Source organism: Pseudomonas sp. TMW 2.1634 (assembly GCF_001703595.1).
In the GTDB taxonomy this organism is placed as follows: Bacteria; Pseudomonadota; Gammaproteobacteria; order Pseudomonadales; family Pseudomonadaceae; genus Aquipseudomonas; species Aquipseudomonas fragi.
This window is the reverse complement of record NZ_CP016849.1, coordinates 5,345,540-5,368,960: the sequence shown is the minus strand read 5'-3', so window position 1 is coordinate 5,368,960 and position 23,421 is coordinate 5,345,540. Positions and strand designations below refer to the sequence as shown.

The window sequence follows — 23,421 nt, the reverse complement described above, 5'->3', positions numbered from 1 at the left end:
GTTTTCGCCGCATAGACTGCGGCCCATGCTCTACTCAACCGAAGTAAAAGAAGCCGCTAAACGTCTGTTCCTGCGCCGCTGCAAGGCCAAGGAAATTCAGGCGCAACTCAACCTGCCCAACATTCGGATCGTCTATTACTGGATCCGCCAGGGCGGCTGGGAAGACATGCTGTCGGACGAAGAACCGCTGACGGCGATCGGGCGACGCATCACCCTGCTCCTGGACAAGGTCACCAGCCTGAGCAAGGACGATCTGAACGAGCTGGACAGGCTGACATCGATCCGCGAGCGGCTGATCAAGCAAGCCGCCAAGCCAGTGCCGGCATTACCTGGTGAACCTTCGGATGAACCACAGGAACGCCGCCAGCGCTCGCGTGGCGAGCGATCCAGCCGAGGCGATGGCGGCGGTAAGAAACGCGAGAAAAAAGCCAAGAACGACATCAGCGGCCTGACCGAGGTGGACTTCCTCGATAAGTTCATCTCCAAGATGTACGGCTACCAAAAAGATCTGTTCGCGGCCAAACAGAACCCGCTGACCTGCCGGATCCGCAACATCCTCAAAAGCCGCCAGGTGGGCCTGACTTACTACTTCGCCGGCGAAGCGTTCATGGACGCGGTATTGAGCGGCGACAACCAGGTGTTCCTGTCGGCCAGCCGATCGCAATCCGAGATCTTCCGCAGCTACATCATCCAGTTCGCCCAGCAGTGGTTCGGCATCGAGCTGACCGGCAACCCCATCACCCTGAGCAACGGCGCCGAACTGCGTTTCCTCAGCACCAACAGCAGCACCGCCCAGGGCTACCACGGCCACGTCTATGTGGATGAATACTTCTGGATTCGCGACTTCGAAAAACTCAGCACCGTGGCCAGCGCCATGGGCACCCACAAGAAGTGGCGCAAAACCTACTTTTCAACACCCAGTGCGGTATCGCATCAGGCCTACCCGTTCTGGTCAGGTGATGAATTTCGCAACAGCAAGCGCGGGAAAAAGACCGGCGGCACCTGGCCGGTCGAAGCGGCGTATACCCAGGGCGCGCTGTGCCCGGATGGCCAATGGCGCAAGACCATCACCATTCAGGATGCGATCGACGGCGGCTGCGATCTGTTCGACCTCGAGCAGCTGCAGCTGGAGTACGACGAGGACAAGTTCCAGCAGCTGTTCTACTGCAAGTTCATCGACAGCACGCAAAGCGCATTCGGCCTAAAAGACTTGGAGCGCTGCTATTCCGATCTGACGTTGTGGGAGGACTACAAGCCCGACGACGACCGCCCCTACGGCAACAGCCCCGTTTGGATTGGCTACGACCCAAGCCGCACCCGCGACGACGCCACATGCGTGGTCATTGCCCCGCCGCTCGAAGCTGGGGCCAAGTTTCGCATCCTGGAGAAGCACAGCTGGCGGGGACAATCGTTCAAGTACCAGGCCGAGCAGGTCAAGAAACTCACCGAGCGTTTCAACGTCCAGCACATCGGTATCGATACCACGGGCATCGGCTACGGCGTGTTCGACCTGGTGCGCGACTTCTACCCACGGACAACGTCGATTCACTACAGCCTGGAAACCAAAAACACGCTGGTGCTCAAGGCCCAGGACACGATCCAGGGCAGCCGCATCGAATGGGATGCTGGGTGGACCGATGTTGCCCAGGCGTTCCTGACCATCAAGCGCGGTACCACCGGTAGCGGCCAGATCACTTACAGCGCATCGCGCACTGAAGCCACCGGCCACGCCGATATCGCCTGGGCAATCATGCACGCCCTGGCCAACGAACCTTTGAACACGAACAAGCGGCGCCGCAGCCGCTACCTCACGAGCGAAACCAATGCCCAAGCCACGCAGAAAACCGCAGGTCAGTCAGCAAACACGTCAGCCCACGCGAATGTTCACGTTCGGGGAGCCGGAACAGGTGTTGAGCGGCAATATCGGCGAGTACGTGGGGGTATTCCCCAGCGACGACGGCGAGATCTACAAGCCTCCAGTATCCCGTACGGGCCTGGCCAAGCTGTTGCGCGCCAACGCTCACCACGGCGCCATTCCAAAGTTCAAACGCAACCTGCTGCTGCGTGAGTTCATCCCGTCAGAGGGCTGCACCTCCCAAACCATGGGACGTGCCGGGCTGGATTACATGGTGTTTGGCGAGGCGTACTTCTACCGCGATACCAACACCTTCGGCCAGGTGCTGGAGCTGCAACACCTTCCGGCGATCAACATGCGGGTCAAGGTCGACGGTGGGTTTCGGATGCTGCTGCCCGACAACAAGTTCCTGGACTTCGACCAGGAGGAGATCGAGCACGTCATGGACTACGACGTGGAGCAGAACATCTATGGCATTCCTGACTACTTGGGCGGCCTGCAGGCGCTCCTGCTGAACGAAGCAGCCACCCTCTTCCGCCGCCGCTACTACAGCAACGGCGCGCACGCGGGCTACATCTTCTATACCAACGACCCGGACCTGACCGAGGAGGACGAAGACGAGCTCCGCGCTCAGATCAGCGCGAGCAAAGGTGTGGGTAACTTCCGCTCGATGTTCGTCAACATTCCCAACGGCAAAGAGGACGCCATCAAGATCATCCCGATCGGTGATTTCCAGGCGAAGGACGAGCTGGAGAAGGTCAAGAACATCACCCGCAACGACGTGATCGCCGCCTGGCGTATGAACCCCGCACTGGCCGGCATCATCCCGGAAAACAGCGCCGGTTTTGGCGATATCGAAAAGATCGATCGGGTATACACCAGCAACGAAATTCGCCCGATCTGTCAACTTTTCGACCAGGTGAACGACGCCTTGCGAGAAGACAGGCGAATTGCCTGGAGAGAAACGCCAAAGGCAGTGGAAAGCACTGCTCCCACAACCTAACACGGAGAATGCCACTACATATTGTGGCAATATAGTGGCTAATTGGCTGCCCTGGGGAGGGACACAATGCGAGTTATTTGTAAGTGTGGGAACAAGGGCCGGATCTCTTCGCGAGAGACGCTATCGGCGGAGTTCGCGAAGCTTTACTGCCAGTGCCTGGACGCAATGTGCGGGCATACATGGGTCGCGCACTTAACGTTTTATCGCACGCTGAGTCCGTCGGCACAGACCTTTGACAGGATGCTGTTTGATCGCCTGAAGGACATGCCCAGGGCAAAACAGCGGGAGTTGTTCGAGCAGCTGGGCGCAGCATGATCGTGGCTGAAACGCCGGCCATATCAGGGCCGGCGTTTGCGTTACATCGATAAAGCGGTTTGTTGCTTCACGGGCAAATCAACTGACTGCTGGTTCCTCTGGCTGGGTTGCCAGGACCTCGGAAAGCCGGCGCAGTTGAAGTTGCTCCTGTTCACTCAACTGCCGGTAAAGGCCGATCAGGCGACGTTCAATTTTGGTCAGGCCGAGCCATTCGAACTCAGTGATTCCCGCGCAGGCGCGCTCATTGTTCGTGCGATCCAACATGCTTACTACTCCATAAAGTGCATTGCTGAATCGACGTTATCGGGACGGGGACTGGCTTTAGAACGAGGGGGCGACGAATGTCTTACATGCTTTGTGACAAGTTAAGTCCGTTGGCGGGCAGCATCGTCAGCCATGGCTTGCAGGAAACGACGGATCGCTTCCTGGTCGAATGGCGTGATGCTTCTGTACTGCTTAACCAGCCGATCCTCAACTTCGGAAAGTGCATCGTGGGAAAGAGTCGTTCGCACGCCGTTGAGAATGTACGGGATGTCGAAACCGATCTGGCTCGCAGCTTTGCTCAGATAAGACGCCGTCGCATCGCTAGTTCCCGCCTCATAGTTTGCTTGGGTCCGCTTAGCAATTCCGAGTGCTTCAGCAACCTGGTTCTGCGTCATGCCGTATCGCTTCCGCTCTTCTTGCAGCCGGGAACCTATGTCTTCAGAAAGATGCAAAATTATTCATCCGGGTTATTTACAAATGCACCAAAGTGCATCATTGTGCATTCCACACCACATGAAACTGCACGGAATTGCACTATGCCCAAAACATGCATCACTGAGCAAGCCCGCAAACAAGCGCGTGAAGCCTTGGAGAAGCGCGGTCAATCCGCGAAGGACTTTGCGAAACAGCACGACCTGAACCCCAGCACCGTGTACGCGGTGCTGAGTGGACAGAGCCTTTGTCGCCGTGGGGAGGCACATCGCGCCGCGGTGTTGCTGGGGATCAAAGACGGCGTGATCGAACAGTAATGGCACTGGACCACAGGGAGAAGTAGAAAATGAATTGCCAAATACTAGAAGCACGCAAGTCCACAATGAGCGCGATTGTCAGTAGTGCAGGCGGACGGGAACTCTCAGCCGCTCACCTCAACATGAAGAACGTGAAGCAGTTCGACAACCGCGCCTACCAGAACGGCGGCTGCTGTCCTCTGACCGATGCGCAGATTCACGCGCTGGAGCAAGTCGCCGGCACTACGCATTACCCCACTTACATTGCCGGGATCTACGGCGGGTTATTCGTGCCAATCGCCGATCCAGACCACCTGGACAACGTCGAGTTGTATGCACGCTCTGTTCAGGCTGCCGCCAAACGTGGCCTCGTTGATCAGATCATCGCAAAAGCCCTGGAAGACGGTTCGATCAACCAGGAAGAAGCCGAAGAAATACTGGACGCGCATAACCTCCACATGGCCGCCCGTCATACGGAAGTGCGAGCAGCTATCGCCTTGTACCGCAACAAATCGGGAGTAGCGGCATGAATACTTTGCCTGCAATTCAGGCGTACCAGGACGTGCTCAAAGCCGCCGCACTTACCTTCCTCGAGCGTCACCAGTGCGAACACTTGGGCAATGACCAGAAGTTGTTCGACCGTGCCGTCCAGCACCTGGTCGCGGACTTTGGCAGCCCTACCCAGATGGCGGAAAAGTTGGTGCACCTAGCCTGCAGCGACATGAACGCGATCCGTGATCGGCAGCGCTTGGACATCATCAGCAGCACATCGACGCACACCGTCATCATTGATCCTGCCACCGGCCACGCCTGGGCTATCCCGGTCAGCCTGATCTATGAACGCATCATCAACGCACCCGACAACGGGCGTTATCGCTTAGCCAACTCGTAACACCAACCCAACACATTGCCTGCCCCGCGCCCAGTGGGTTTGGGTGAGCTTTGCCTGAAGTCGAGGTTTCACGATGGAAAACGCCGTAATCATCAATGCCCAACTGCCGTCTGCACAGGCCGAAGCGTTGCTGGAGTCGCTGAAAGCGAACTATCGCCAGAGTTTCAACGAGCACTGGTATGCGGACCAATTTCGTTTCGTCGCAGACGGCAATCGACACAAAGCAATTCTCGCTCACGTCCCGGTGATGGCTGCCCAGAAACATCTGATCGGCGCGCTTTCCCTAGGCCTTAACAAAGCATTGAAACAATCATGAAAGCAGACCTACGCGAAGACATCCTGCGCCTCCTTGAGCAGGATTACGGACTCAAGCACCGCCCTGGCACCAAGTACATGCGGGGCGGCACGTGCCCGCAATGCCACCACAAGGACCGGCTGCTGTACGCACGCCATGACGAACCTTGGATGATCATTTGCGGCCGGCCGACGAACTGCGGTTTCAGCATGCCTGTGCAGGAGATCTATAAGGATCTGTTCTCTAACTGGAGCAAGCGAGCCCCCGCAACGAACGACAACCCCAACGCTACAGCCCGTGCCTATTTGGAGTTCGGACGCGGTTTTCAGATCGAGCGGATCACTGGCTGGTTCACCCAGGATTCGTTTTATTCTGACAAGCTCGGCGCCGGTACCGCCACTGTGCGCTTTGCCCTGGATAAGGGCGTTTATTGGGAACGCCTTATCGACAGGCCGGAGCGCTTCGGCAAGATGAAGGCTCGGTTCAAGAAGGGTGAAAGCCCCTCAGGCGGCTGGTGGTGCCCGCCATCGGTGGACTTGACCGCGACCAAAGAGCTTTGGATTGTCGAAGGGATCTTCGATGCGATCGCCCTTGAACACAACAGCATCGATGCCGTTTCCGCCATGTCAAATAACAACTTCCCGGTCGATGCCTTAAAGGAACTGTCGCGGCAACGTGGCGGTAAGTTGCCGACGCTCGTCTGGGCGCTGGATAACGAACCTCAGGCCCAACGCTACACGAGGCAATGGGTCAGCCAAGCCCGTGAAATGGGTTACACCTGCCGGGCCGCACTGATTCCGCAATCAGGCCGAAAAGTCGACTGGAACAACCTGCACCAGCGCTGGCAGTTTGAGGACGATAAACAGAAGCGAGATCTGCGCCGCACCAATGACCTGAAAATTGCGCGCCACCATGGCGACCTTCTCCTGGCCGAGTCGCCCAGGGAGAAGGCGATACTCATCCACGAGGCGGATAAAAAATCGGAGTTCTCATTCGAATTTTCCAACCGCTTGTACTGGGCCAAAGTTGATCAGCACAAGCTGGACGAGGAACAGAAAGCGATCGTCAATAGCGAGGACGGCGACGATCAGCTACTGAACGACAAGGCTGCCAAGCGCAAGGCACTGGATAGCGTTCTCTCGTTGCGCCAGCTGGCCAACTGCAATTTCGAGGCGCTGTACAAGCAGGTCAACGAGTCAACTGGCGAAGCGTGGTACTACGTGCGTATCGACCCACCGAACGACGGCCCTTCCGAAAAAATCACCTTCACGCTGAAACAGTTTTCGTCCAGCAGTGAGTTCAAAGCACGGCTTCTGTATTCGAGCGGGTCCTGGCTCGGGGCACAGAAACACCTCGATCAGATCGTCATGCAGCAAACCGAGGGCATCAAGTCCGTCGAGACCATTGATTTCGTGGGGTACAGCAAGGAACACAAAGCCTACATCTTCAATGACATCGCCTGCCACAACGGGGTGCTCTACAAAGCCAACGCCGAGGACTATTTCGAGTTCGGCAGGAGCCGCGTGAAGTGCCTGATCAAGAACGTAAAGATCACGCCTAACCCAGACGCAAAGGGATACAGCAACGATTGGCTGCAGAAGCTTTGGCTGTGCTTTGGAGCGAAGGGGTTGGTCACTTTGTCGTTCTGGTTTGGCTCCCTGTTCGCGGAGCAGATCCGGGCCCAGTACGAGAGCTTTCCATTTCTGGAAGTGACAGGTGAGGCTGATGCCGGCAAGTCCACACTGCTGGTCTTCATCTGGAAGTTGTTCGGTCGTACCTATGAGGGGTTCGACCCATCCAAAGGCTCTGCGTCAGGCCGTAGTCGGTCAATGGGACAGGTGGCGGGTATGCCCATCGTATTGCTTGAGGGTGATCGCAACAACGACAAATCCTTTGACCTGGCCGAGCTCAAAGATCTGTTTGGTGGCGGCCTTCTCGGAGTCCGTGGAGTCAAGAACAACACCAACGAAACCTATGAGCCCGAGTTCCGCGCCACCATTGCATTGAGCCAGAACGCACCGGTGACGGGGGAAGAGCCCATCTTGAGCCGGATCGTAAAGTTGCACTTCACGAAACCGAACATCACGGATGAAAGCAGTGCTGCAGCTGATGCACTGGCACTCACTGAAATGAAGGATGTAAGCAACTTTCTAGTGCAGGCAATCAAGGCTGAACCTCAGGTGATGGCCAAGTTCGTGGAGCGCTATCCGCATCACCGTGAGCAACTGCGGGCCAAGCGCACATTGGCGTCGGCGCGAGTGATCAAAAACCACAGCATGATGCTCGCACTCTTGGACTGTTTGACCTTGGTGTTGCCGCTGGACGCCCAGATGATCGAGGCCGCACAGAAGGAGCTGATCAGCATGGCGCACGAACGCCAGTCTGCGATCAGCCTCGACCTTCCCGAAGTGATCGAGTTCTGGAATGTCTATGAGTATCTGGAATCGCTGAGCAGCGAGCCGATAGTCAACCACAGCAAGAAGTCGGACGTCATTGCGATAAACCTCAACGAGTTCGCCAAAGTCGCAGCCGAACACCGCCAGAAGCTGGCCGACGTCGGCACGCTGCGCCAGCTGCTGCGCGATAGCCGCTCACGGAAGTTGATCGATGCAAACCGGACTACGGATAGCGCAATTCGCAGCATTCAGCGTCGGCACAACCAAGTGAATCCGCCGCCAGAGTCGGTGAAGTGCTGGCAGTTCAAGGCCTGATCAGGAGCATGCACATGCAAATTCAAGTCATAGCGAACCCTGAAAACATCGACGTCATTAACGAAATTTATCACCGGATTGAAAAAGAGACAGGCCGTCCTGTAGTCAACGCGGGCGCATATGGCGCCCGCGGCCTGGTGACTATTTTGTGGGTCAGGGCTGAAGGTGGCCAGCGCGAAATTCTGGCCTTTGACTGCGATCGGGACCATATCCAAGCGGTGCTGGAGTGGCGTTCCTTGATGGATGACAGCAGTGAGTTTGACGACCTGGTGATTCACCTGGTGCGAAAGGCTTCGAGTGAAACGAACGCCGGCTGAAGCCGGTTGAGAAAGGGATGTCGAGGAGTTGCACCTCCTCGACACCAACCACTGAAAGGAGCAATCCCATGCGAGGAAATACCCAACTCAGCAGCGAAGTGAAGGCTACCACAACGCCCGAACAAAGCGCTCAGGCTACCCTCCATCTGATGACGATCCGAATAGTCGGTACCGCGCTTTTCGAGTACCAGGTGCGCAAAACCACCGATGCCCGAATCCGCCTTGAATCGCTGGCCAGCATGGCCCAGGCACAGGGCGACCTGACCGACGTCGAAGCGCTTGTCGTCGCCCAGGTACTCGCCGCCACCACCAACTCCATCCAGCTACTGCAGGGCCAAAGTCATGTCTGAGCAACCCAATATCAAGCGCTTCAAAGTGAGTGAATCCTGGAAAGAATACGAGGTGCTGCTCGAGGTAAATCTCGATGTGTTGACGCCTGAGCGTGCAGCAATGATCAATAACTATCTTTCCGACGAGCAAACCAGGCTGATGGATGAAGACGGTGATGTCATACGCGTCGCAATCCGACTGGCCGGCTCGAGCATGATCAGGATCATGCTCGAGCAAGGCGGAGCGAGTTTCACCCCTACCTTCAAAAACGTGTTCGGCGAAAACCCGGGCGCTGCTTGGACGCATGACCTCCACAGCACTGAGGGTTTTGGCGGATGTGAGGCGGACGAAAAGCCATACGGCTGGTGCGGTATTCGTGTGATCGGCGCCGAAGTTGACGTGCCTGGTTATTACGAGGTCGAACTGACTGAATCACCAGTCGAGAAGGAAGCCTGAGCATGTCGGCAACAAAAAGAATCCGCTCCAGGCGTTTTTGGACCACCCACGAAGTCGCACTGCTTGAGCGTCTTTATCCAGATCTCGCCACCGTCGACGTCGCGGCTCGCCTCGACCGAGCCTTAAGTGCGGTGCATTACAAAGCGAAGGCCTTGGGCGTGAAGAAAAGCCAAGTCTTTCTGGATGGCCCGCTCTCGGGCCGACTGGATGGTGTTCGAGGCCAAGCCACACGGTTTCAAAAGCGCAAGGGGGTGGCGAATGATGGCCGAGAATAGTAAGCGCTTTCCCTGGAATATCGACCACACCAGCGTGTGCGATCAGTGCGGAAAATGGCGCGCCCAGGGTAGCCATGTGAAATGCAGCAAGCTTCGACAGCAGATGAATGCCCACCTGCGCCAACAACGTCAGAAGCAGTAACGCAAGTCCACTAGAAAATCCACAGCACCATACTAGGCCCGGAGACGGGCCTTTCTTTTTTTCAGCGTCACACTATCGCTATACAGTTTGCAGCGTAAGGACACATATGAGCGGCGTCGAAGCTCGGGGTAATTCAGTACGGATCCACTTCACCTATGAAGGAAGCAGATGCAGAGAGTCTTTACCAGGAGGCAACACACCCGCCAACGTGGCGCATGCCAAGCGCATGGTGGAAATCATCAATTACGAAATACATTCCGGCACGTTCGATTATTCGCGCCACTTCCCCAATTCAACCAGGTTGGTCGAGAGTACGTTTGGTCACTACCTGGATCTTTGGCTAAGCATTAAAAAGAACAGCGTCGCGGCGACGTCATATCGCGGCTATTTGAACAAGGCTGAAGTCCATGTTCGTCCTCGGTGGGGCAGCGTGCAGATCGATGAAGTGGATCACCTCGATCTGCAGGAGTGGGTTCAGGTCACTCTCTCGGCCAGGCTGAGCAACAAGACCATTCGCGACATCATCAGCAACGTTCGGCAGGTGTTCAAGCTGTACCGCACCCGGAAGAAGGTGGCGCACGATCCGACGGAGGGACTTCATGTACGCCTTCCTGATCCGACTCTACCGGATCCGTTCACCCGTGCTGAGATTGTGCAGATCCTGGCCACGCCAACCAAACGCACCTTCGAGCTACTGATGATTCAGTTCATGATGTGGTCTGGGCCACGCGTTTCAGAAACTATTGCATTGGCGTGGGAAGACGTTGACCTGCAATCGGGCACAGTGACATTCAGGCGGTCAAAGGTGCGTGGTGCATATCGGGTGACTAAAACACGCAGATCGAATCGGAAAGTTCGCTTACTGGCCCCGGCGCTCGATGCCCTGCAAAAGCTTTGGGTACTGACGAAGGGCGGCAAGCCACATACGGTCGATATCGTCGAGCGAGACAACAGGACGGTCAGGAAGCACAAGCTGCATTTCGTGTTCCTTAACACGTCCAGTGGCGAACCGCATGTCAGTGACTTCACCATCCGCGATCGCTTCTTCAAGACCCACTTGGAGCATGCGGGCGTTCGATATCGCGGGCCTGGGCAGTGTCGGCATACCTACGCCAGTCAGTTGCTCAGCAGTGGTGTTGCCTCAATCGACTGGATCGCCGAACAGATGGGGCATACCGATGGAGGCATGATCCGTAAGCATTACGGCACCTGGATAAACGAGGACGGTCCGGACGTTATCGGCATGCTCGAGCACGCCCTCAAAATATAGCGTTTGTCCCATGATTGTCCCATGGAGCGTCCCATGGGCCATTTTTCACACGACGAAAACCACGAAGCCCCTGAGATTCTTCAATGAATTCAGGGGCTTCGTGCGTTTCTAATTTGGCGGTGAAGGAGAGATTCGAACTCTCGATACAATTTCTTGTATACACACTTTCCAGGCGTGCTCCTTAAGCCACTCGGACACTTCACCGTATCTCTTCAAACAAGTTCTGTCTGTCGAGGCGCGCTAATGTAGTCGAAAGCTTTCGATATGACAAATGTTTTTTTCAGAATTTTCATGTGCTTACGAAAATAGTCCTTTTGGGCGTAGGCCCCAGGGGGGTATTTCTGCCAAATTTCGGCACCGCAACGTTGCCCGCTCCAGCGCAATCCCTGCTGCGCTGCCCTCTATATAGAAGGCACAGGCCAATTGCATGACTCACCAGTCAGTCATGGCCCTTTACCTGCGCCACAGGGCTGGGTAACGTCTGACCCACTTCATAACAAGGATTTGCGCCATGAGTGACTTGATTGCCTACCACCTGGAAGACGGTATCGCCACGCTGACCTTAAGCAATGGCAAGGTCAATGCCATCTCCCCGGATGTGATCTCTGCGTTCAATGCCGCGCTGGACCAGGCCGAGCAGGATCGCGCGGTCGTCATTATTACCGGGCAACCGGGCATTCTCTCTGGTGGCTATGACTTGAAGGTGATGACCGCCAGCCCCGAGCAAGCCATTGAGCTGGTCAGGCAGGGCTCAACCCTGGCCCGGCGCATGCTCGCACACCCTTTCCCGGTGGTGATCGCCTGCTCCGGCCATGCGGTGGCCAAGGGCGCGTTCCTGTTGTTGTCGGTGGATTACCGCATCGGTGTGGAAGGCCCGTTCAGCATCGGCCTGAACGAGGTGCAGATCGGCATGACCATGCACCACGCCGGCATCGAGCTGGCCCGCGACCGTCTGCGCAAATCGGCATTCCATCGCTCGGTGATCAACGGCGAGATGTTCAACCCGCAGACCGCTGTAGACGCAGGCTTCCTCGACATGGTGGTCAAGCCTGAAGAGCTGCACACCACAGCCCTGGAAGTGGCTCGCCAATTGAAGAAGATCAATATGAAGGCCCACAGGAACACCAAGCTCAAAGTGCGCAAAGAGCTGCTGGAGACCCTGGACAAGGCCATCGAAGAAGATCAGCACCACCCGCTCTGACCCTCCTCCCCCCGCAAACCCGATTCCGACCGCAACCTGCGGTCGGGATTGTGCCTGCGCAACACCCCCCACCTGACGTCTTGAACACCTCTGGCCCGCTTCTTACAGCGCTTGCTGAAACAAATGCTAAAACTTCAGCTATCTCCTACTTGTATCGGGGTAATTGCTGAAGACAGTGCACATCCGTACACTGCGCCGACTTTTGTTTTGGCGAGCCTGTAAATGCTACTTTCGATGCGTATGTTGTTGATGTTTTTGCATTTTATGCTCGCAGGCGTACTGGGTGTCTTACTGGGCATATGCCGCCCCTTCAACCCGGACAACAGCCGCCTGTGCGCGCGCTTGTATGCCTGGCCATCGCGCTGGATCCTGGGCTACCGGCTCAAGGCCGAAGTCGGACCTCTGATGGACAAGCCGCAAAGCTGTGTGGTGATTGCCAATCATCAATCCAACTACGACCTGTTTGTATTCGGCAACGTAGTGCCGCACCGTACGGTGTGCATCGGCAAAAAAAGCCTCAAGTGGGTGCCTTTGTTCGGTCAGCTGTTCTGGCTGGCGGGTAACGTGCTGATCGATCGCGGTAATGCCCAGAAAGCGCGCAAGTCGATGCTGACGACAACGCGCACCCTGCAAGAGAAGGACACATCGATCTGGGTGTTCCCGGAGGGCACGCGTAACCTGGGCAAAACCCTGCTGCCTTTCAAGAAAGGGGCGTTTCAGATGGCAATCACTGCCGGGGTGCCGATCGTGCCGGTGTGCGTCAGTACTTATAGCCAGCACCTGCAGCTCAACCGCTGGCACAGTGCCGATATCCTGATCCGCTCGTTACCGGCCATCCCGACCGCCGGGCTCACCCTGGATGACGTCCCGCACCTGATGGAGCTGTGCCATACGCAGATGCGCGAATGCATCGAGTCTATGGATCGCGAGCTGCTGAGCCCGCAAAACCGCCACTTGCCGCCCCTGGCCAAGGGCAATTCGACAGTGTCCAACCCGAACCTCTGAGCCTTTGTCGACTCAAAGTGGTCAATAGCGCGCTAAGCTGCATCTTCGTGCCATAACCCTTTGAAGAAGAAGCGATTAGAACTATGGGGAGAGTTGTTGCTGCTGCGGTTTACAACGCAGGCAAGAAGGTCACCAATATCACGCTGGACGAAGGCATTGAGTGGGCGAAAAAGCCCGGCCACTTCGTCTGGATTGGCCTGGAGCAACCTGACGCGCAAGAGCTGGCCAACTTGCAACGCCAGTTCAACCTGCATGAACTGGCCATCGAGGATGCCCTTGAGCAGCACAGCCGGCCCAAGCTCGAAACCTTCGGCGATGCGCTGTTTATCGTGATCTATTCGCCGATTCGCCATGAAGGCAAATTGGAGTTTGTCGAAACCCATATCTTTGCCGGCAACGGCTACATCATCACCAGCCGCAACGGCCATTCGGCCTCGTACAAGGCCGTGCGCCAGCGTTGCGAAGCACGCCCGCTGCTGCTGGAGCATGGCGAGGACTTTGTGCTGTATGCCCTGCTCGACTTCGTCACCGAGAGCTATCAGCCGGTCAGCGAGGCCATCCACGCCGAAATCGAACAACTCGAGCAAAGCATCATGGGCAACGCCCTGAATGAGGCCGACATTGTCCACCTGCATGGCCTGCGCCGCGATGTACTGCGCCTGCGCCGTTATGTGGCGCCGATGGTCGAGATCAGCGAAGAACTGCAGCGCCTGACCTTTCCCTTTATCGACAAGAACATGCGCCCGTACTTTCGCGATGTGCAGATTCATGTCACCCGGCAGATGGAAGACCTCACCAACCTGCGCGATACGGCGACCCAGACCATTGAGATCGTGGTGTTGCTGGAATCTTCACGCCAGAGCAACGTGCAGCGCAAATTCGCCGCCTGGGCGGCTATCCTCGCCTTCCCCACTGCCGTGGCGGGTATTTACGGGATGAACTTCCAGAACATGCCGGAGCTGAGCTGGCATTACGGCTATTTCGGCGTGCTGGGGTTTATTGCGGTGGGCGTGACCGGCCTGTGGACCAGTTTCAAGCGCTCTGGCTGGCTATAACCCCCCACCCTGTGGGAGCGGGCTTGCTCGCTCCCACAGGTATCGAGCCGGATATCAGGCGGTCTGCGGCTTGTGCGAAACGAAGCGCATCATCCACTCGGCAACGGTGCGACCATGATGGTCCTGGCCCAGGCTGGCAACACCGGTGCTGTAGACCTGCTCGCCCAGATGCTCCTGACGCAGGTCGAGCAAGGCCCGCGAATAATCGTGGATAAACTCGGGGTGGCCCTGGAAGCACAGCACCTGATCATTGATGTGATAGGCGGCATACGGGCAGAAATCGCTGGAGGCAATGACCGTGGCGTTCTGCGGCAGGGCTGTGACCTGATCCTGATGGCTGATCAGCAGGGTCAGGTCCTCGACCACCGGGCTCATCCACGGCGCCCTGGCCGCCAGTTTGTACTGATGGGTGCCCACACCCCAACCCTGGGTGGCGCGCTCGCTCTTGCCACCGAGCAGCAGCGCCAGCAATTGATGGCCAAAGCACACGCCCAGCAACTTGTCGCCGCGCTCGTAGCGGCTCAGCAAGTAGGTTTTGAGAGTTTCAATCCACGGATCGGTGCCAAATGAATCCGCCTTGCTGCCGGTGACCAGGTAAGCATCAAAAGCCTGGTCATCAGACGGGTACTCGCCTTGCATCACGTTAAAAACACTGAACTGAGCCGCAATAGGCTGCGTGGAGAACAGGCGCACGAACATTTGCCCGTAACCCTGATATTGGTCAACAAACTCTGGACGCAGAATGTCGGTTTCCAGAATGCAGATGCGTAGCGACATAAAAGTACCTGGCACGATAAAGGCGAAAGTGATGATGACTGCTCGCCAGAGCCTGCCTTGAAAGGGTATTTCATGGCAAGCACTGAAGCGGGTGATTGCCCTCCAGCCCCCGAAAATCGCGGGCTTTTGTAGGACAAAACAAGCAGGGACTGGACGCTCTGACGAACGGTAGGTGGCTAAGAATATGCACCGTCCATAAGCCCGTTGCGTCTAGCTGCGGGGCGGCAGGTCAGGCGCAACAAACCTAATAGCGTTTTAGAAACTTACTGCACTTGAATGATGTGAAAGGGTTCTAAGCCATGTCTTATGAGGGCTCTACTGTTAAGCCTGTCGCCGGGGCCGCTTTCTTTCCAAGGCATGGTGCCCTTGGCGCAGGCATTGTCGTTCGGAAAAACAAAAAAAGGCAGATAGCCATGTTCAAACATACGAAAGTACGTCAAGCCGGTCTTATCCTCTTTGCTACCACCTTGCTGCTGATCTTGCCGAACCTGACCAAGGTTATCGGTTAAAGACACGCCACTGTGCCGAAGACGTGCAGCCCCTGCGCGTCTTCGCGGGCTTGGGTACCCGGCGCAAAAAGCAGAACGGCCAGCCCTGAGGCCAGCCGCTAATCCATCACACGCCGTTCAATTGAGCAGGCCACGCACCTCCTGCTTGACGCCCCAACCTTCGATAATCCCGCCCAGCGGCACCACGACAGCTTCAAAGTCCTGCTCGAAATCACCGATACCACCATAGGTGGCATACATCACCTTGCTCAATTCCAGATGCCAGGCTCCGTCATCACCCACATTGATCTGAGCATTGAGGGATTCACCGCAAAATTTTTGTGCAGCCCTGCGCGCCCGTTCCTCGTCCGGGAAGATTGCGTAAAACTCGATGGGGTGGATGCGTGAAAAATCAAAACCGCCTTCTTTCATGCGGCGCAGCACATAGCTGCTGAGGTCTTCTTGATGGGCTGTGCTCATGAAACGTCCTCCTCGCAATGGATAGACATTCAGCGCTTCCCTCTGGCCGCATTCGGGCCGTGACAGGGGAAGTAATAAGCATGTAGCGAACAAGATCAGAGCCAGTCGATTACTTCGCTGGTCTGGATCCAGAGTAGACCCGGGGGGCGGCCTCTGCCAAGGGGGCAAGCCATGAATTTCAACAGTTTTTTACCCCGCACGGGGGAAACCTCGCCCGGTACCCGGACAGATGCGCTGTCCAGGACCCGGCTTGCACTGCTGCGGGTTACGGCTTTTCAGCGCGCTCCTTGAGCCCCTTGAGGGTATTGAACGGAGCATCGACCACAAACTTGTTGGCCAGCCACGAAGGCACGCTGCCGCCCGGCTCGGTGTGCACCTGATAGGTCACTTCGGTGAGGTTGTCGCCTTTGGGCACCAGCTTCCAGAAGCCATCAACCTGAGCAACCCGAACAAAGCCTTTTTCTTCCGGGATGTAGGTCGGCATGCCCTTCAACGTGCGGGTCAGACTGCCATCGGCCCCCTGGGCCGTGGTCACCAGTAGCACCGAGTCACGCGGGGTGACCGGCCACGGGGTCTTGAACTGGGTGTAGGTCCAGCTCTGGTCGCCTTCATGCTTGAGCAGTTTTTGCGACTGGCACTCATGGATCCAGGCGCAAGCGCTGGCCACGTCTTCCTGCAACTTGCTGACCTTGGCCAGTGGTGCCTTGATGGTCGTCACGCCCTGATACGCCTTGTACTGGGAACCGGCAACCTCACTCAGCGACACCTTGATGCCGTCCTGATCCTTGGCAACCTTCCAGTCTTCAGCCTGGGCCACACCCACCAGCAGCGCGCTCAAACCACATACCAATGCCACTCTATGCAACGAACCCATTGTCTTGTTCCTTATTGTTGAAGGTCTGTTCACTGGACACCCACACACTATGCCGCGGTCACCTGCTCCCACCAGCCGATCAGGTTGATGGCCTCTTCCCGATCGCTGCCGCACACCTCGATATCGGCCTTGAAATCGCCACACACCGCAGGACGTTGTGGCTGGCCAAACAACCCACACAGGTAGTCGACAGACAGATGCAGGCAGCGTTCCCCCGCCGGCTTGCCATTGGGCATGCCGGGCAGCGGTGTACTGATGGAAGGGGCTATGCAGCAAGCGCCACAGCCTTCACGGCAATTCATGACGTCAGCTCCTCGTTCGGGGCAAAGTGTGTTGATGACAAGGGATAGTACTCGCTGGAACAGGTGTTTGAAATTGACCGTTCAGCAGAATGTGCCGATAACTGACGGTGACTGATTAGTCAGTTTAGAAGCCCGTTTTTCAACGTTCGGCACTTATTGCTTGAACTCGAAATCCAGCGCCGCACCTTCGATTTCATTGCGCCGGTATTCATTGCGCAATTGCAGGTCCATTTCATTGCTGAGCAAACGCCCGTTGAGTTGAAACGGACTTTCTTCGACCGACTTTTCGCCAAACATGTTGGGCAACAGCGGTTTGTGGGCAGGCATGGGGACGGTACCCAAGGGGCGCAATTGCTTGACCATCTCGGGGGGCAAGCGCAAGTCCAGGTTGGCAGCTGGCAAACGCTTTTTAGCGATGTCATGGGCCGACTTCGATTTGGAGGCGATTGGCTCGCGCTTTTTGACGGGCGCTTTTTTCTCGCTGGCGGCAGGTTTGGCCGCTGAATGGACAGATGGCGTCTGCGCAGATGTGGATGCTGGTTGCACCGGGGCTGCCGTTGCAACGACTGCATTGAGCGCACTCAAAACACCCATCAGCACAAGACTTGCACAATATGTCGCTTTCATAACTCCACAGCTTTAACGGTTCAGGTGCGTATGCTCGCGCTTTACGCACAGGGGAACAAGGTAATTATAGTCAAAATGCCATCCCGGCTGTAGCCGAGCCGCCATACAGACCTGCCGCTTCCTGGCAGAGCTGCTTGGCAAGCATGCCAAGTGTCATCAGGGCCCGTTCGGCTTCTCGATTCCAGGGCGTACCGCAGTTTAACCGGATGCAATGATTGAACTGCTCGGTGTTACTGAAAATCAGCCCCGGCGCGATGCTGATGCCCTGTTGCAGCGCCCGCACATGCAGCTCCTGGGTATTGACCCGCCCCGGCAAACTGACCCACAGGATAAAACCGCCGCTGGGGCGGGACATCTGTGTGCCTTCCGGGAAGTGCTGCTGCACGGCCAGCTGGAACGCACTGAGGTTTTTTCTGTATTCCTGGCGGATGAAACGTAAATGGCGGTCGTAACCACCATTTTCAAGGTAAGCCGCCACGCCCATTTGGGTCACGCTGCACGCCGAATGGGTGGTAAAGGTTTGCAGACGCTGGATTTCCTGCTGAAATTTACCCGCAATCATCCAGCCGATACGCACACCGGGTGACAGGGTTTTGGAAAAGCTCGAACAGTAGATCACCCGATCCAGGCGGTCATAGGCTTTCAGGGCCTTGGTGCGTCCGACCTCGAACATCAATTCGCCATAGATATCATCTTCGACAATCTGGATATCAAAGTCTGAAGCCAGGCGCAGCAGTTGCTTTTGCCGCTCTTCAGGCATGGTTCCGCCCAGCGGGTTGCTCAGGCGCGTGGTCAGCACCAGGGCCTTGATCGACCATTGGTTGGCGGCCAGTTGCAGGGCCTCAAGGCTCATGCCGGTGGCCGGGTCACTGGGGATCTCAATGACTTTCAAACCCAGCAGGTCAGCCAGTTGCAGCAAGCCGTAGTAAGTCGGTGACTCAGCCGCAATCAGGTCACCGGGGCGGGTCAGCACCCGTAATGACATTTGCAGGGCATCGACACAGCCGTGGGTGATGATGACCTCAGACGGATCAACCACCACCCCGGCGTCGCGCATGCGGATGGCCACCTGTCGGCGCAGGGGTTCGAAGCCGGGGCTGAACATATAGCTGAACGCCCGCGGGCTGTGAAAGCGCGTGACCTTAGCCAATTGCTGGTGCAGCGCCCGCACAGGCAGGTAATCGACACTGGGCACCGCCGCGCCCAGCGGGAACACGCCTTCGCGGCGAGACTCGACCAAAACTTGCTGGATAATGCTGCTGCGGGTGACCAGCCCCGGGCGCTCGACACGGGCGATATCCGGAGTGGGCGCGGTGAGGGCCGGGGTCTGGTGAACGTAGTAGCCGGACTGTGGCCGCGCCCGGATCAGCCCCTGGTCTTCAAGATTGGCGTAGGCCTGCAACACCGTGGCATGGCTGACGTTGAGCTGCGAGCTCATCTTGCGCACCGAAGGCACGCGCTCGCCCGGCTGATAAACGCCACGCCGGATATCTTCAGCCAACTGCTGGGCGATACGTTGGTAAAGCAAAAGGTTGGTCATGGCGCCGCACTCGATGTTCAGGCTTTATTTTTGTGGGAACAATACCGGAACAGTTTAGAAGTGTACGGGCACAGTTGTCACTTATCTCAACCGTACAGCCCGAGTGCGGGGGTAACTGTATGGGTGCGGATAATGACGTTGTGGGGAACGAGGCTTGCCCGCGATGGCAGCACCGCGGTCCGCCTGGCACACCGAGCCGCTCCAATCGCGGGCAAGCCCGCTCCCACAGTCCAACCAAATCGCGGTTTTAGCGAGCAGCGCCCAACTGGCCTTTTTCGTCAGAAAAGACAATTTCAACACGACGGTTCTGGGCCCGCCCACGTTCACTTGCGTTCACGTCCACCGGGTACTGGTCGCCATACCCTTGCACCTGGATGCGCTTTTCATCGATCCCCAGATCAATCAGCACATCCGCCACTGCCTGGGCACGGGCCAGGGACAACTTGAGGTTATCCTCCGTGCCGCCGGTGCTGTCGGTGTAACCCTCGATTCGCACTATGCGCTTGGGGTTGAGTTGCAGAAACTGCACCAGCTTGAGCACCGTGCGGTTGGCCGAATTTTTCAAGTCGGCTTCGCCGGTATCAAACAGCACGTCGCCCAGGGTCATGACCAGGCCTCGATCGGTCTGGGTCGTGGCCAGGCTGATGATTTGCTCTTCCAGCCACTGGCCCTGCTGCTGAACACTCAACAGTTTGGCTTCGCGCAAGGCCAGTTGCAGGCGCTGACGCTCCAGTTCGAGCTTGGCCGCGCGTTCTTCATTCAGCACTTGCTGGGTATGCTCGCGGGCGATTTCGCTGTAGCGCTGGCTCAAGTAGGCGTAATGCGCAACGTCATCACCGCTGCCCCAATAGCTGGACAAACGCTCGGCTCGCGCCAGGGACTCCCCGGAACGGATCACGTCCTTGGGAGCGATACGCAACACATGGGTGTCTTCCTTGACGGCCTGGAAGTCCGTGCTGGCCTGCTGCAAGGCTTGTTCGCTGTTGTGATGGCCGGCGCAACCGCTCAGGCCGACCACCAGCGCCCCCATGCAAGCTAAGGGTTTGAGGCTCATTGCGCCTCCGCCAGTTGTTTGCGCAAGCGCGCGATACGGGTATTGAGCACGTTCAATTGTTCCTGGCTTTTTTGCGTCAGCACACGCGCTTCGGCCAACCGGGCGTCAAGCTCGGCCTGCTCAGCGTGCATGCGGGCGTCTTTGTAGGATTCATCAGCCATATCGGCCAGCGCTTGGGCCAGCTTGTCTTCGGCTTGTTTTAGCTCAGCCAGATCATCGGCCTTGGCACCCACCGCCCTGGCTTGTTCCAGGGCCTGTTCGGTCAAACGCAATTGTTCATTCGGCGCAGGATCGGCTGCACAACCCGCCAGAGCCACAACGGCCAGGGCAGCGAAAAGAGGTCGAATTGTCACTAGGGATTCCTACTGTTTTGGGGCGCTGAGCGGTTGTTGCAGCTGGGTTTTCCACCGCTCCAGGTTGCGTTGCACTACCGCCTCGGTCAGGCCGGAGGCGGGCAATTCTGTCATCTTTTTGGCGAGCTGTCCGCGCAACCACGGCTCATTGCAGGCCGAGTCGTGGGAAACCGCCAAAAACAGCCCTGGCTGATCGACCGGTTGTGGGTGCGCCAGCAAATCGTCGGCAATACCCAGGGTTTGCGCTGTGGCCATACCGGCGTAGCGCCCGGCCAATACGTACTCGGCCTGCCCCAGCAGCAGCTTCTGAAAAGCCTGGGTCAACCCGGGCTGGGGCTCGAGGGTCAGTTGATGCCGGGCAAACTCGTTGAAGGTCTCGCTTAAACGGGCCTTTTGCGAGACAGCCCCCCTGTGCCCATGCAAATCTGCGGGCGTTTCGTAGATCAGGGGCGAGTCCTTGCGCGTCCACACCAGGTAATCGTTGCGCACCAGCGGCGGGTGGATGTAATCAAAAGATGAAAGCCCGGCTACCGTCAGCGGCGCATCGAGCAGCATGTCCATGCGCCCGGTGCGCACTTCGTCCTGGGCCTGGGCGCGCTTGCCGCCATACAGCACTTCAACCTTGATCCCCAGCTCTTGCCCTGCCTGCTGGATCAGGTCGGCGCTGGCACCGATCAAATGCGCCGGGTCGGCCGGGTCGCGCCACAGGTAAGGCGGCGCATCGGGGCTGCCGGTGACAATCAGCCGCTCGCACTTGCCCGCCGCCTCGGCCAGCAATGGCAACAATGCCAGCCCTGCCAGCAGCCTGCTGATCTGACGCATATCCATACCCCTCACGCTCCCTCCACAATTGACAGACATAAAAAAGCCCGGTTACCCGGGCGGTGAAAGCAGGCAAAACACTGAGTGCCCTGCCCTTCCCCACGCCCCGGTCACCGGGCTCTTTATAAGTGAAGCGACTGGATTAAACCAGCTTCTCCAGCTCAGGTACTGCTTCGAACAAGTCCGCTACCAGGCCGTAATCGGCCACCTGGAAGATCGGTGCTTCTTCGTCCTTGTTGATCGCAACGATCACCTTGGAGTCTTTCATGCCGGCCAGATGCTGGATCGCGCCGGAAATGCCCACCGCGATGTACAGCTGTGGCGCAACGATTTTACCGGTCTGACCGACCTGCATATCGTTGGGTACAAAGCCTGCGTCCACAGCGGCACGCGATGCGCCAACCGCAGCACCCAGCTTGTCAGCCAGGGTGTAAAGCAGTTTGAAGTTGTCGCCGTTCTGCATGCCACGACCGCCGGAAACCACGACTTTGGCTGCGGTCAGCTCAGGACGGTCCGACTTGGCCAGTTCTTCACCCACGAACGAGGAAGTGCCAGCATCGTGAACCGCTGCAACCGCTTCAACCGCTGCCGAACCCCCTTGGGCGGCAACCGGGTCGAAACCGGTGGCACGCACGGTGATCACTTTCACTGGCGCAGTGGACTGCACGGTAGCAATGGCGTTACCGGCGTAGATCGGGCGGGTGAAGGTGTCGGCGCTGACCACCGAGATGATCTCGGAGATCTGGTCAACGTCCAGCTGTGCAGCAACACGCGGCAGGATGTTTTTGCCGTTGGAGGTCGCGGCGGCCAGGATGTGGCTGTAGCCGGCACCCAGCTCTGCAACCAGCGGAGCAACGTTTTCCGGCAACTGATGGGCGTAAGCCGCGTTATCAGCAACCAGTACTTTGGCCACGCCAGCGATCTGTGCAGCGGCTTCAGCGACTGCGCCAATGCCCTGGCCTGCAACCAGAACGTGGATGTCGCCACCGATTTTAGCGGCAGCGGCTACGGTGTTCAGCGTGGCCGGAGCCAGTGCCTTGCCGTCGTGTTCTGCGATTACCAAGATAGTCATGATTAGATTACCTTCGCTTCGTTTTTCAGTTTCTCGACCAGTTCAGCCACCGACTTGACCTTGATACCCGCGCTGCGTGCAGCCGGGGCTTCAACTTTCAGGGTCTTGTTGGTCGAAGCAGTCGAAACACCCAACGCGTCTGGCGTCAGCACTTCAAGCGGCTTTTTCTTGGCTTTCATGATGTTTGGCAGGGACGCATAACGCGGCTCGTTCAAACGCAGGTCGGTGGTGATGATCGCCGGCAAGCTCAGCGAAACAGTTTGCGCGCCGCCGTCGACTTCACGGGTCACGGCAACCTTGTCACCTGCCACTTCAACCTTGGACGCGAACGTACCCTGGCCGAAACCGGTCAGTGCAGCCAGCATCTGGCCAGTCTGGTTGTTGTCGCTGTCGATGGCCTGTTTGCCCAGGATCACCAGCTGAGGCTGTTCCTTGTCGACAACGGCCTTGAGCAGCTTGGCCACGGCCAGGGAGGTCAGGTCTTCGGCGGACTCGACGAGAATGGCGCGATCTGCACCCAGAGCCAGCGCGGTACGCAGCTGTTCCTGAGCAGTGGTCGGGCCGATGGAGACGACGACGATTTCAGTCGCAACGCCTTTCTCTTTCAGGCGTACGGCTTCTTCCACGGCGATTTCGCAGAAGGGGTTCATCGACATCTTGACGTTGGCGAGGTCAACGCCGGAGTTGTCCGCCTTGACGCGCACTTTAACGTTGTAATCGACCACTCGTTTGACAGCTACAAGAACCTTCATGGATTCCTCGTTACTCTCCGGTGAAAAGAAAGTCGCCTAGGCGAACCTGGCGGTTGATGCTCGTCAGCACAAGGGCACCTCCAAAGATCGTTGCCTTATTAATAGACGGGTACCAGCGACTGCCCCTGCGACCGTCTGTCCGATGTGACTAACAAGTCATCCACCA

General features: G+C 57.4%; 29 protein-coding genes and 1 tRNA gene. 16 read left to right on the top strand and 14 right to left on the bottom strand.

What is annotated here, in order from left to right; genetic code table 11:
* The first annotated feature begins 25 nt into the window (after window positions 1–25).
* The 3 genes from BFC21_RS25570 (at window position 26) to BFC21_RS25560 (ending at window position 3,173) form a co-directional block, all read left to right on the top strand.
* Window positions 26–2,068: a terminase large subunit domain-containing protein gene (locus BFC21_RS25570; RefSeq protein ID WP_120266623.1), complete on the top strand. Its 2,043-nt coding sequence runs from the start codon at window positions 26–28 to the stop codon at window positions 2,066–2,068.
* Complete coding sequence (locus BFC21_RS25565; RefSeq protein ID WP_256557603.1) at window positions 2,007–2,858, top strand: phage portal protein; 852 nt, start codon at window positions 2,007–2,009, stop codon at window positions 2,856–2,858. The genes BFC21_RS25570 and BFC21_RS25565 overlap by 62 nt, the downstream gene beginning before the upstream one ends.
* Window positions 2,859–2,924: 66 nt before the next feature.
* A complete protein-coding gene (locus tag BFC21_RS25560) occupies window positions 2,925–3,173 on the top strand; it encodes an ogr/Delta-like zinc finger family protein (RefSeq protein ID WP_120266621.1) in 249 nt (82 codons plus the stop codon).
* A gap of 78 nt (window positions 3,174–3,251) precedes the next feature.
* Here the strand turns inward: BFC21_RS25560 and BFC21_RS25555 are convergent, their stop codons facing one another.
* Together BFC21_RS25555 and BFC21_RS25550 are read right to left on the bottom strand one after the other, a co-directional pair.
* Window positions 3,252–3,437, bottom strand: a complete 186-nt coding sequence (locus BFC21_RS25555; protein ID WP_120266620.1) for a hypothetical protein — start codon at window positions 3,435–3,437, stop codon at window positions 3,252–3,254.
* Window positions 3,438–3,538: 101 nt separating this feature from the next.
* Window positions 3,539–3,889 (bottom strand): helix-turn-helix domain-containing protein, encoded by a 351-nt coding sequence (locus BFC21_RS25550; protein WP_120266619.1) that lies wholly within the window; start codon window positions 3,887–3,889, stop codon window positions 3,539–3,541.
* 84 nt (window positions 3,890–3,973) lie between these two features.
* Here BFC21_RS25550 and BFC21_RS25545 point away from each other — a divergent pair, with 84 nt between their 5' ends.
* From BFC21_RS25545 to BFC21_RS25500, 10 genes are all read left to right on the top strand, one after another.
* On the top strand, window positions 3,974–4,186 hold the full coding sequence (locus BFC21_RS25545; RefSeq protein ID WP_120266618.1) for a DNA-binding protein: 213 nt from the start codon (window positions 3,974–3,976) through the stop codon (window positions 4,184–4,186).
* Window positions 4,187–4,215: 29 nt separating this feature from the next.
* Window positions 4,216–4,695 carry a YmfL family putative regulatory protein gene (locus BFC21_RS25540; protein WP_120266617.1) on the top strand — a complete coding sequence of 160 codons (480 nt, stop codon included), beginning with the start codon at window positions 4,216–4,218 and terminating at the stop codon, window positions 4,693–4,695.
* Complete coding sequence (locus BFC21_RS25535; protein WP_120266616.1) at window positions 4,692–5,057, top strand: hypothetical protein; 366 nt, start codon at window positions 4,692–4,694, stop codon at window positions 5,055–5,057. Before BFC21_RS25540 ends, BFC21_RS25535 begins: the two co-directional genes overlap by 4 nt.
* A gap of 73 nt (window positions 5,058–5,130) precedes the next feature.
* Window positions 5,131–5,373 carry a hypothetical protein gene (locus BFC21_RS25530; protein ID WP_120266615.1) on the top strand — a complete coding sequence of 81 codons (243 nt, stop codon included), beginning with the start codon at window positions 5,131–5,133 and terminating at the stop codon, window positions 5,371–5,373.
* The gene (locus tag BFC21_RS25525) at window positions 5,370–8,063 is read left to right on the top strand and encodes a toprim domain-containing protein (protein ID WP_120266614.1); all 2,694 of its coding nucleotides are present in this window, start codon (window positions 5,370–5,372) and stop codon (window positions 8,061–8,063) included. Before BFC21_RS25530 ends, BFC21_RS25525 begins: the two co-directional genes overlap by 4 nt.
* Before the next feature lie 14 nt (window positions 8,064–8,077).
* Complete coding sequence (locus BFC21_RS25520; RefSeq protein WP_120266613.1) at window positions 8,078–8,380, top strand: hypothetical protein; 303 nt, start codon at window positions 8,078–8,080, stop codon at window positions 8,378–8,380.
* A gap of 68 nt (window positions 8,381–8,448) precedes the next feature.
* Window positions 8,449–8,730: a hypothetical protein gene (locus BFC21_RS25515; protein WP_120266612.1), complete on the top strand. Its 282-nt coding sequence runs from the start codon at window positions 8,449–8,451 to the stop codon at window positions 8,728–8,730.
* Window positions 8,723–9,166 (top strand): DUF2528 family protein, encoded by a 444-nt coding sequence (locus tag BFC21_RS25510; protein ID WP_120266611.1) that lies wholly within the window; start codon window positions 8,723–8,725, stop codon window positions 9,164–9,166. The genes BFC21_RS25515 and BFC21_RS25510 overlap by 8 nt, the downstream gene beginning before the upstream one ends.
* A 2-nt stretch (window positions 9,167–9,168) precedes the next feature.
* Window positions 9,169–9,441: a hypothetical protein gene (locus BFC21_RS25505; protein WP_120266610.1), complete on the top strand. Its 273-nt coding sequence runs from the start codon at window positions 9,169–9,171 to the stop codon at window positions 9,439–9,441.
* Window positions 9,442–9,689: 248 nt separating this feature from the next.
* Window positions 9,690–10,853, top strand: coding sequence for an Arm DNA-binding domain-containing protein (locus tag BFC21_RS25500; RefSeq protein WP_120266609.1), 1,164 nt, complete (start codon window positions 9,690–9,692; stop codon window positions 10,851–10,853).
* Window positions 10,854–10,967: 114 nt separating this feature from the next.
* Here BFC21_RS25500 and BFC21_RS25495 read toward each other — a convergent pair.
* Window positions 10,968–11,057: transfer RNA gene (locus BFC21_RS25495), tRNA-Ser, on the bottom strand.
* 307 nt (window positions 11,058–11,364) lie between these two features.
* Here BFC21_RS25495 and BFC21_RS25490 point away from each other — a divergent pair.
* The 3 genes from BFC21_RS25490 (at window position 11,365) to BFC21_RS25480 (ending at window position 14,114) form a co-directional block, all read left to right on the top strand.
* Window positions 11,365–12,054, top strand: a complete 690-nt coding sequence (locus BFC21_RS25490; protein WP_088379284.1) for a crotonase/enoyl-CoA hydratase family protein — start codon at window positions 11,365–11,367, stop codon at window positions 12,052–12,054.
* Between the two features lie 222 nt (window positions 12,055–12,276).
* Window positions 12,277–13,059, top strand: coding sequence for a 1-acyl-sn-glycerol-3-phosphate acyltransferase (locus BFC21_RS25485; RefSeq protein ID WP_088379283.1), 783 nt, complete (start codon window positions 12,277–12,279; stop codon window positions 13,057–13,059).
* 83 nt (window positions 13,060–13,142) lie between these two features.
* The gene (locus BFC21_RS25480) at window positions 13,143–14,114 is read left to right on the top strand and encodes a magnesium and cobalt transport protein CorA (RefSeq protein ID WP_088379282.1); all 972 of its coding nucleotides are present in this window, start codon (window positions 13,143–13,145) and stop codon (window positions 14,112–14,114) included.
* 54 nt (window positions 14,115–14,168) lie between these two features.
* Here BFC21_RS25480 and BFC21_RS25475 read toward each other — a convergent pair whose 3' ends face one another.
* The 11 genes from BFC21_RS25475 to BFC21_RS25425 form a co-directional block, all read right to left on the bottom strand.
* Entirely contained in the window at window positions 14,169–14,891 is a 723-nt protein-coding gene (locus BFC21_RS25475; RefSeq protein ID WP_088379281.1) for an amidotransferase, read from the bottom strand.
* A 626-nt stretch (window positions 14,892–15,517) separates the two neighbouring features.
* Window positions 15,518–15,859 (bottom strand): ribonuclease E inhibitor RraB, encoded by a 342-nt coding sequence (locus BFC21_RS25470; RefSeq protein ID WP_088379280.1) that lies wholly within the window; start codon window positions 15,857–15,859, stop codon window positions 15,518–15,520.
* A gap of 265 nt (window positions 15,860–16,124) precedes the next feature.
* Complete coding sequence (locus BFC21_RS25465; protein WP_088379279.1) at window positions 16,125–16,733, bottom strand: START domain-containing protein; 609 nt, start codon at window positions 16,731–16,733, stop codon at window positions 16,125–16,127.
* A 47-nt stretch (window positions 16,734–16,780) separates the two neighbouring features.
* A complete protein-coding gene (locus tag BFC21_RS25460; protein WP_088379278.1) occupies window positions 16,781–17,035 on the bottom strand; it encodes a YkgJ family cysteine cluster protein in 255 nt (84 codons plus the stop codon).
* A 153-nt stretch (window positions 17,036–17,188) separates the two neighbouring features.
* Window positions 17,189–17,662, bottom strand: coding sequence for a translation initiation factor 2 (locus tag BFC21_RS25455; protein WP_177342601.1), 474 nt, complete (start codon window positions 17,660–17,662; stop codon window positions 17,189–17,191).
* Between the two features lie 70 nt (window positions 17,663–17,732).
* Complete coding sequence (locus BFC21_RS25450; protein WP_088379276.1) at window positions 17,733–19,202, bottom strand: PLP-dependent aminotransferase family protein; 1,470 nt, start codon at window positions 19,200–19,202, stop codon at window positions 17,733–17,735.
* Between the two features lie 247 nt (window positions 19,203–19,449).
* A complete protein-coding gene (locus BFC21_RS25445) occupies window positions 19,450–20,256 on the bottom strand; it encodes an OmpA family protein (RefSeq protein ID WP_088379275.1) in 807 nt (268 codons plus the stop codon).
* A complete protein-coding gene (locus tag BFC21_RS25440; RefSeq protein WP_016779967.1) occupies window positions 20,253–20,609 on the bottom strand; it encodes a DUF4398 domain-containing protein in 357 nt (118 codons plus the stop codon). Before BFC21_RS25440 ends, BFC21_RS25445 begins: the two co-directional genes overlap by 4 nt.
* A 9-nt stretch (window positions 20,610–20,618) precedes the next feature.
* Window positions 20,619–21,437 (bottom strand): ABC transporter substrate-binding protein, encoded by an 819-nt coding sequence (locus BFC21_RS25435; protein WP_088379274.1) that lies wholly within the window; start codon window positions 21,435–21,437, stop codon window positions 20,619–20,621.
* A 136-nt stretch (window positions 21,438–21,573) separates the two neighbouring features.
* Complete coding sequence (locus tag BFC21_RS25430; protein ID WP_016779965.1) at window positions 21,574–22,503, bottom strand: electron transfer flavoprotein subunit alpha/FixB family protein; 930 nt, start codon at window positions 22,501–22,503, stop codon at window positions 21,574–21,576.
* 2 nt (window positions 22,504–22,505) lie between these two features.
* Window positions 22,506–23,255 (bottom strand): electron transfer flavoprotein subunit beta/FixA family protein, encoded by a 750-nt coding sequence (locus BFC21_RS25425; protein ID WP_046809636.1) that lies wholly within the window; start codon window positions 23,253–23,255, stop codon window positions 22,506–22,508.
* Window positions 23,256–23,421: the final 166 nt, after the last annotated feature.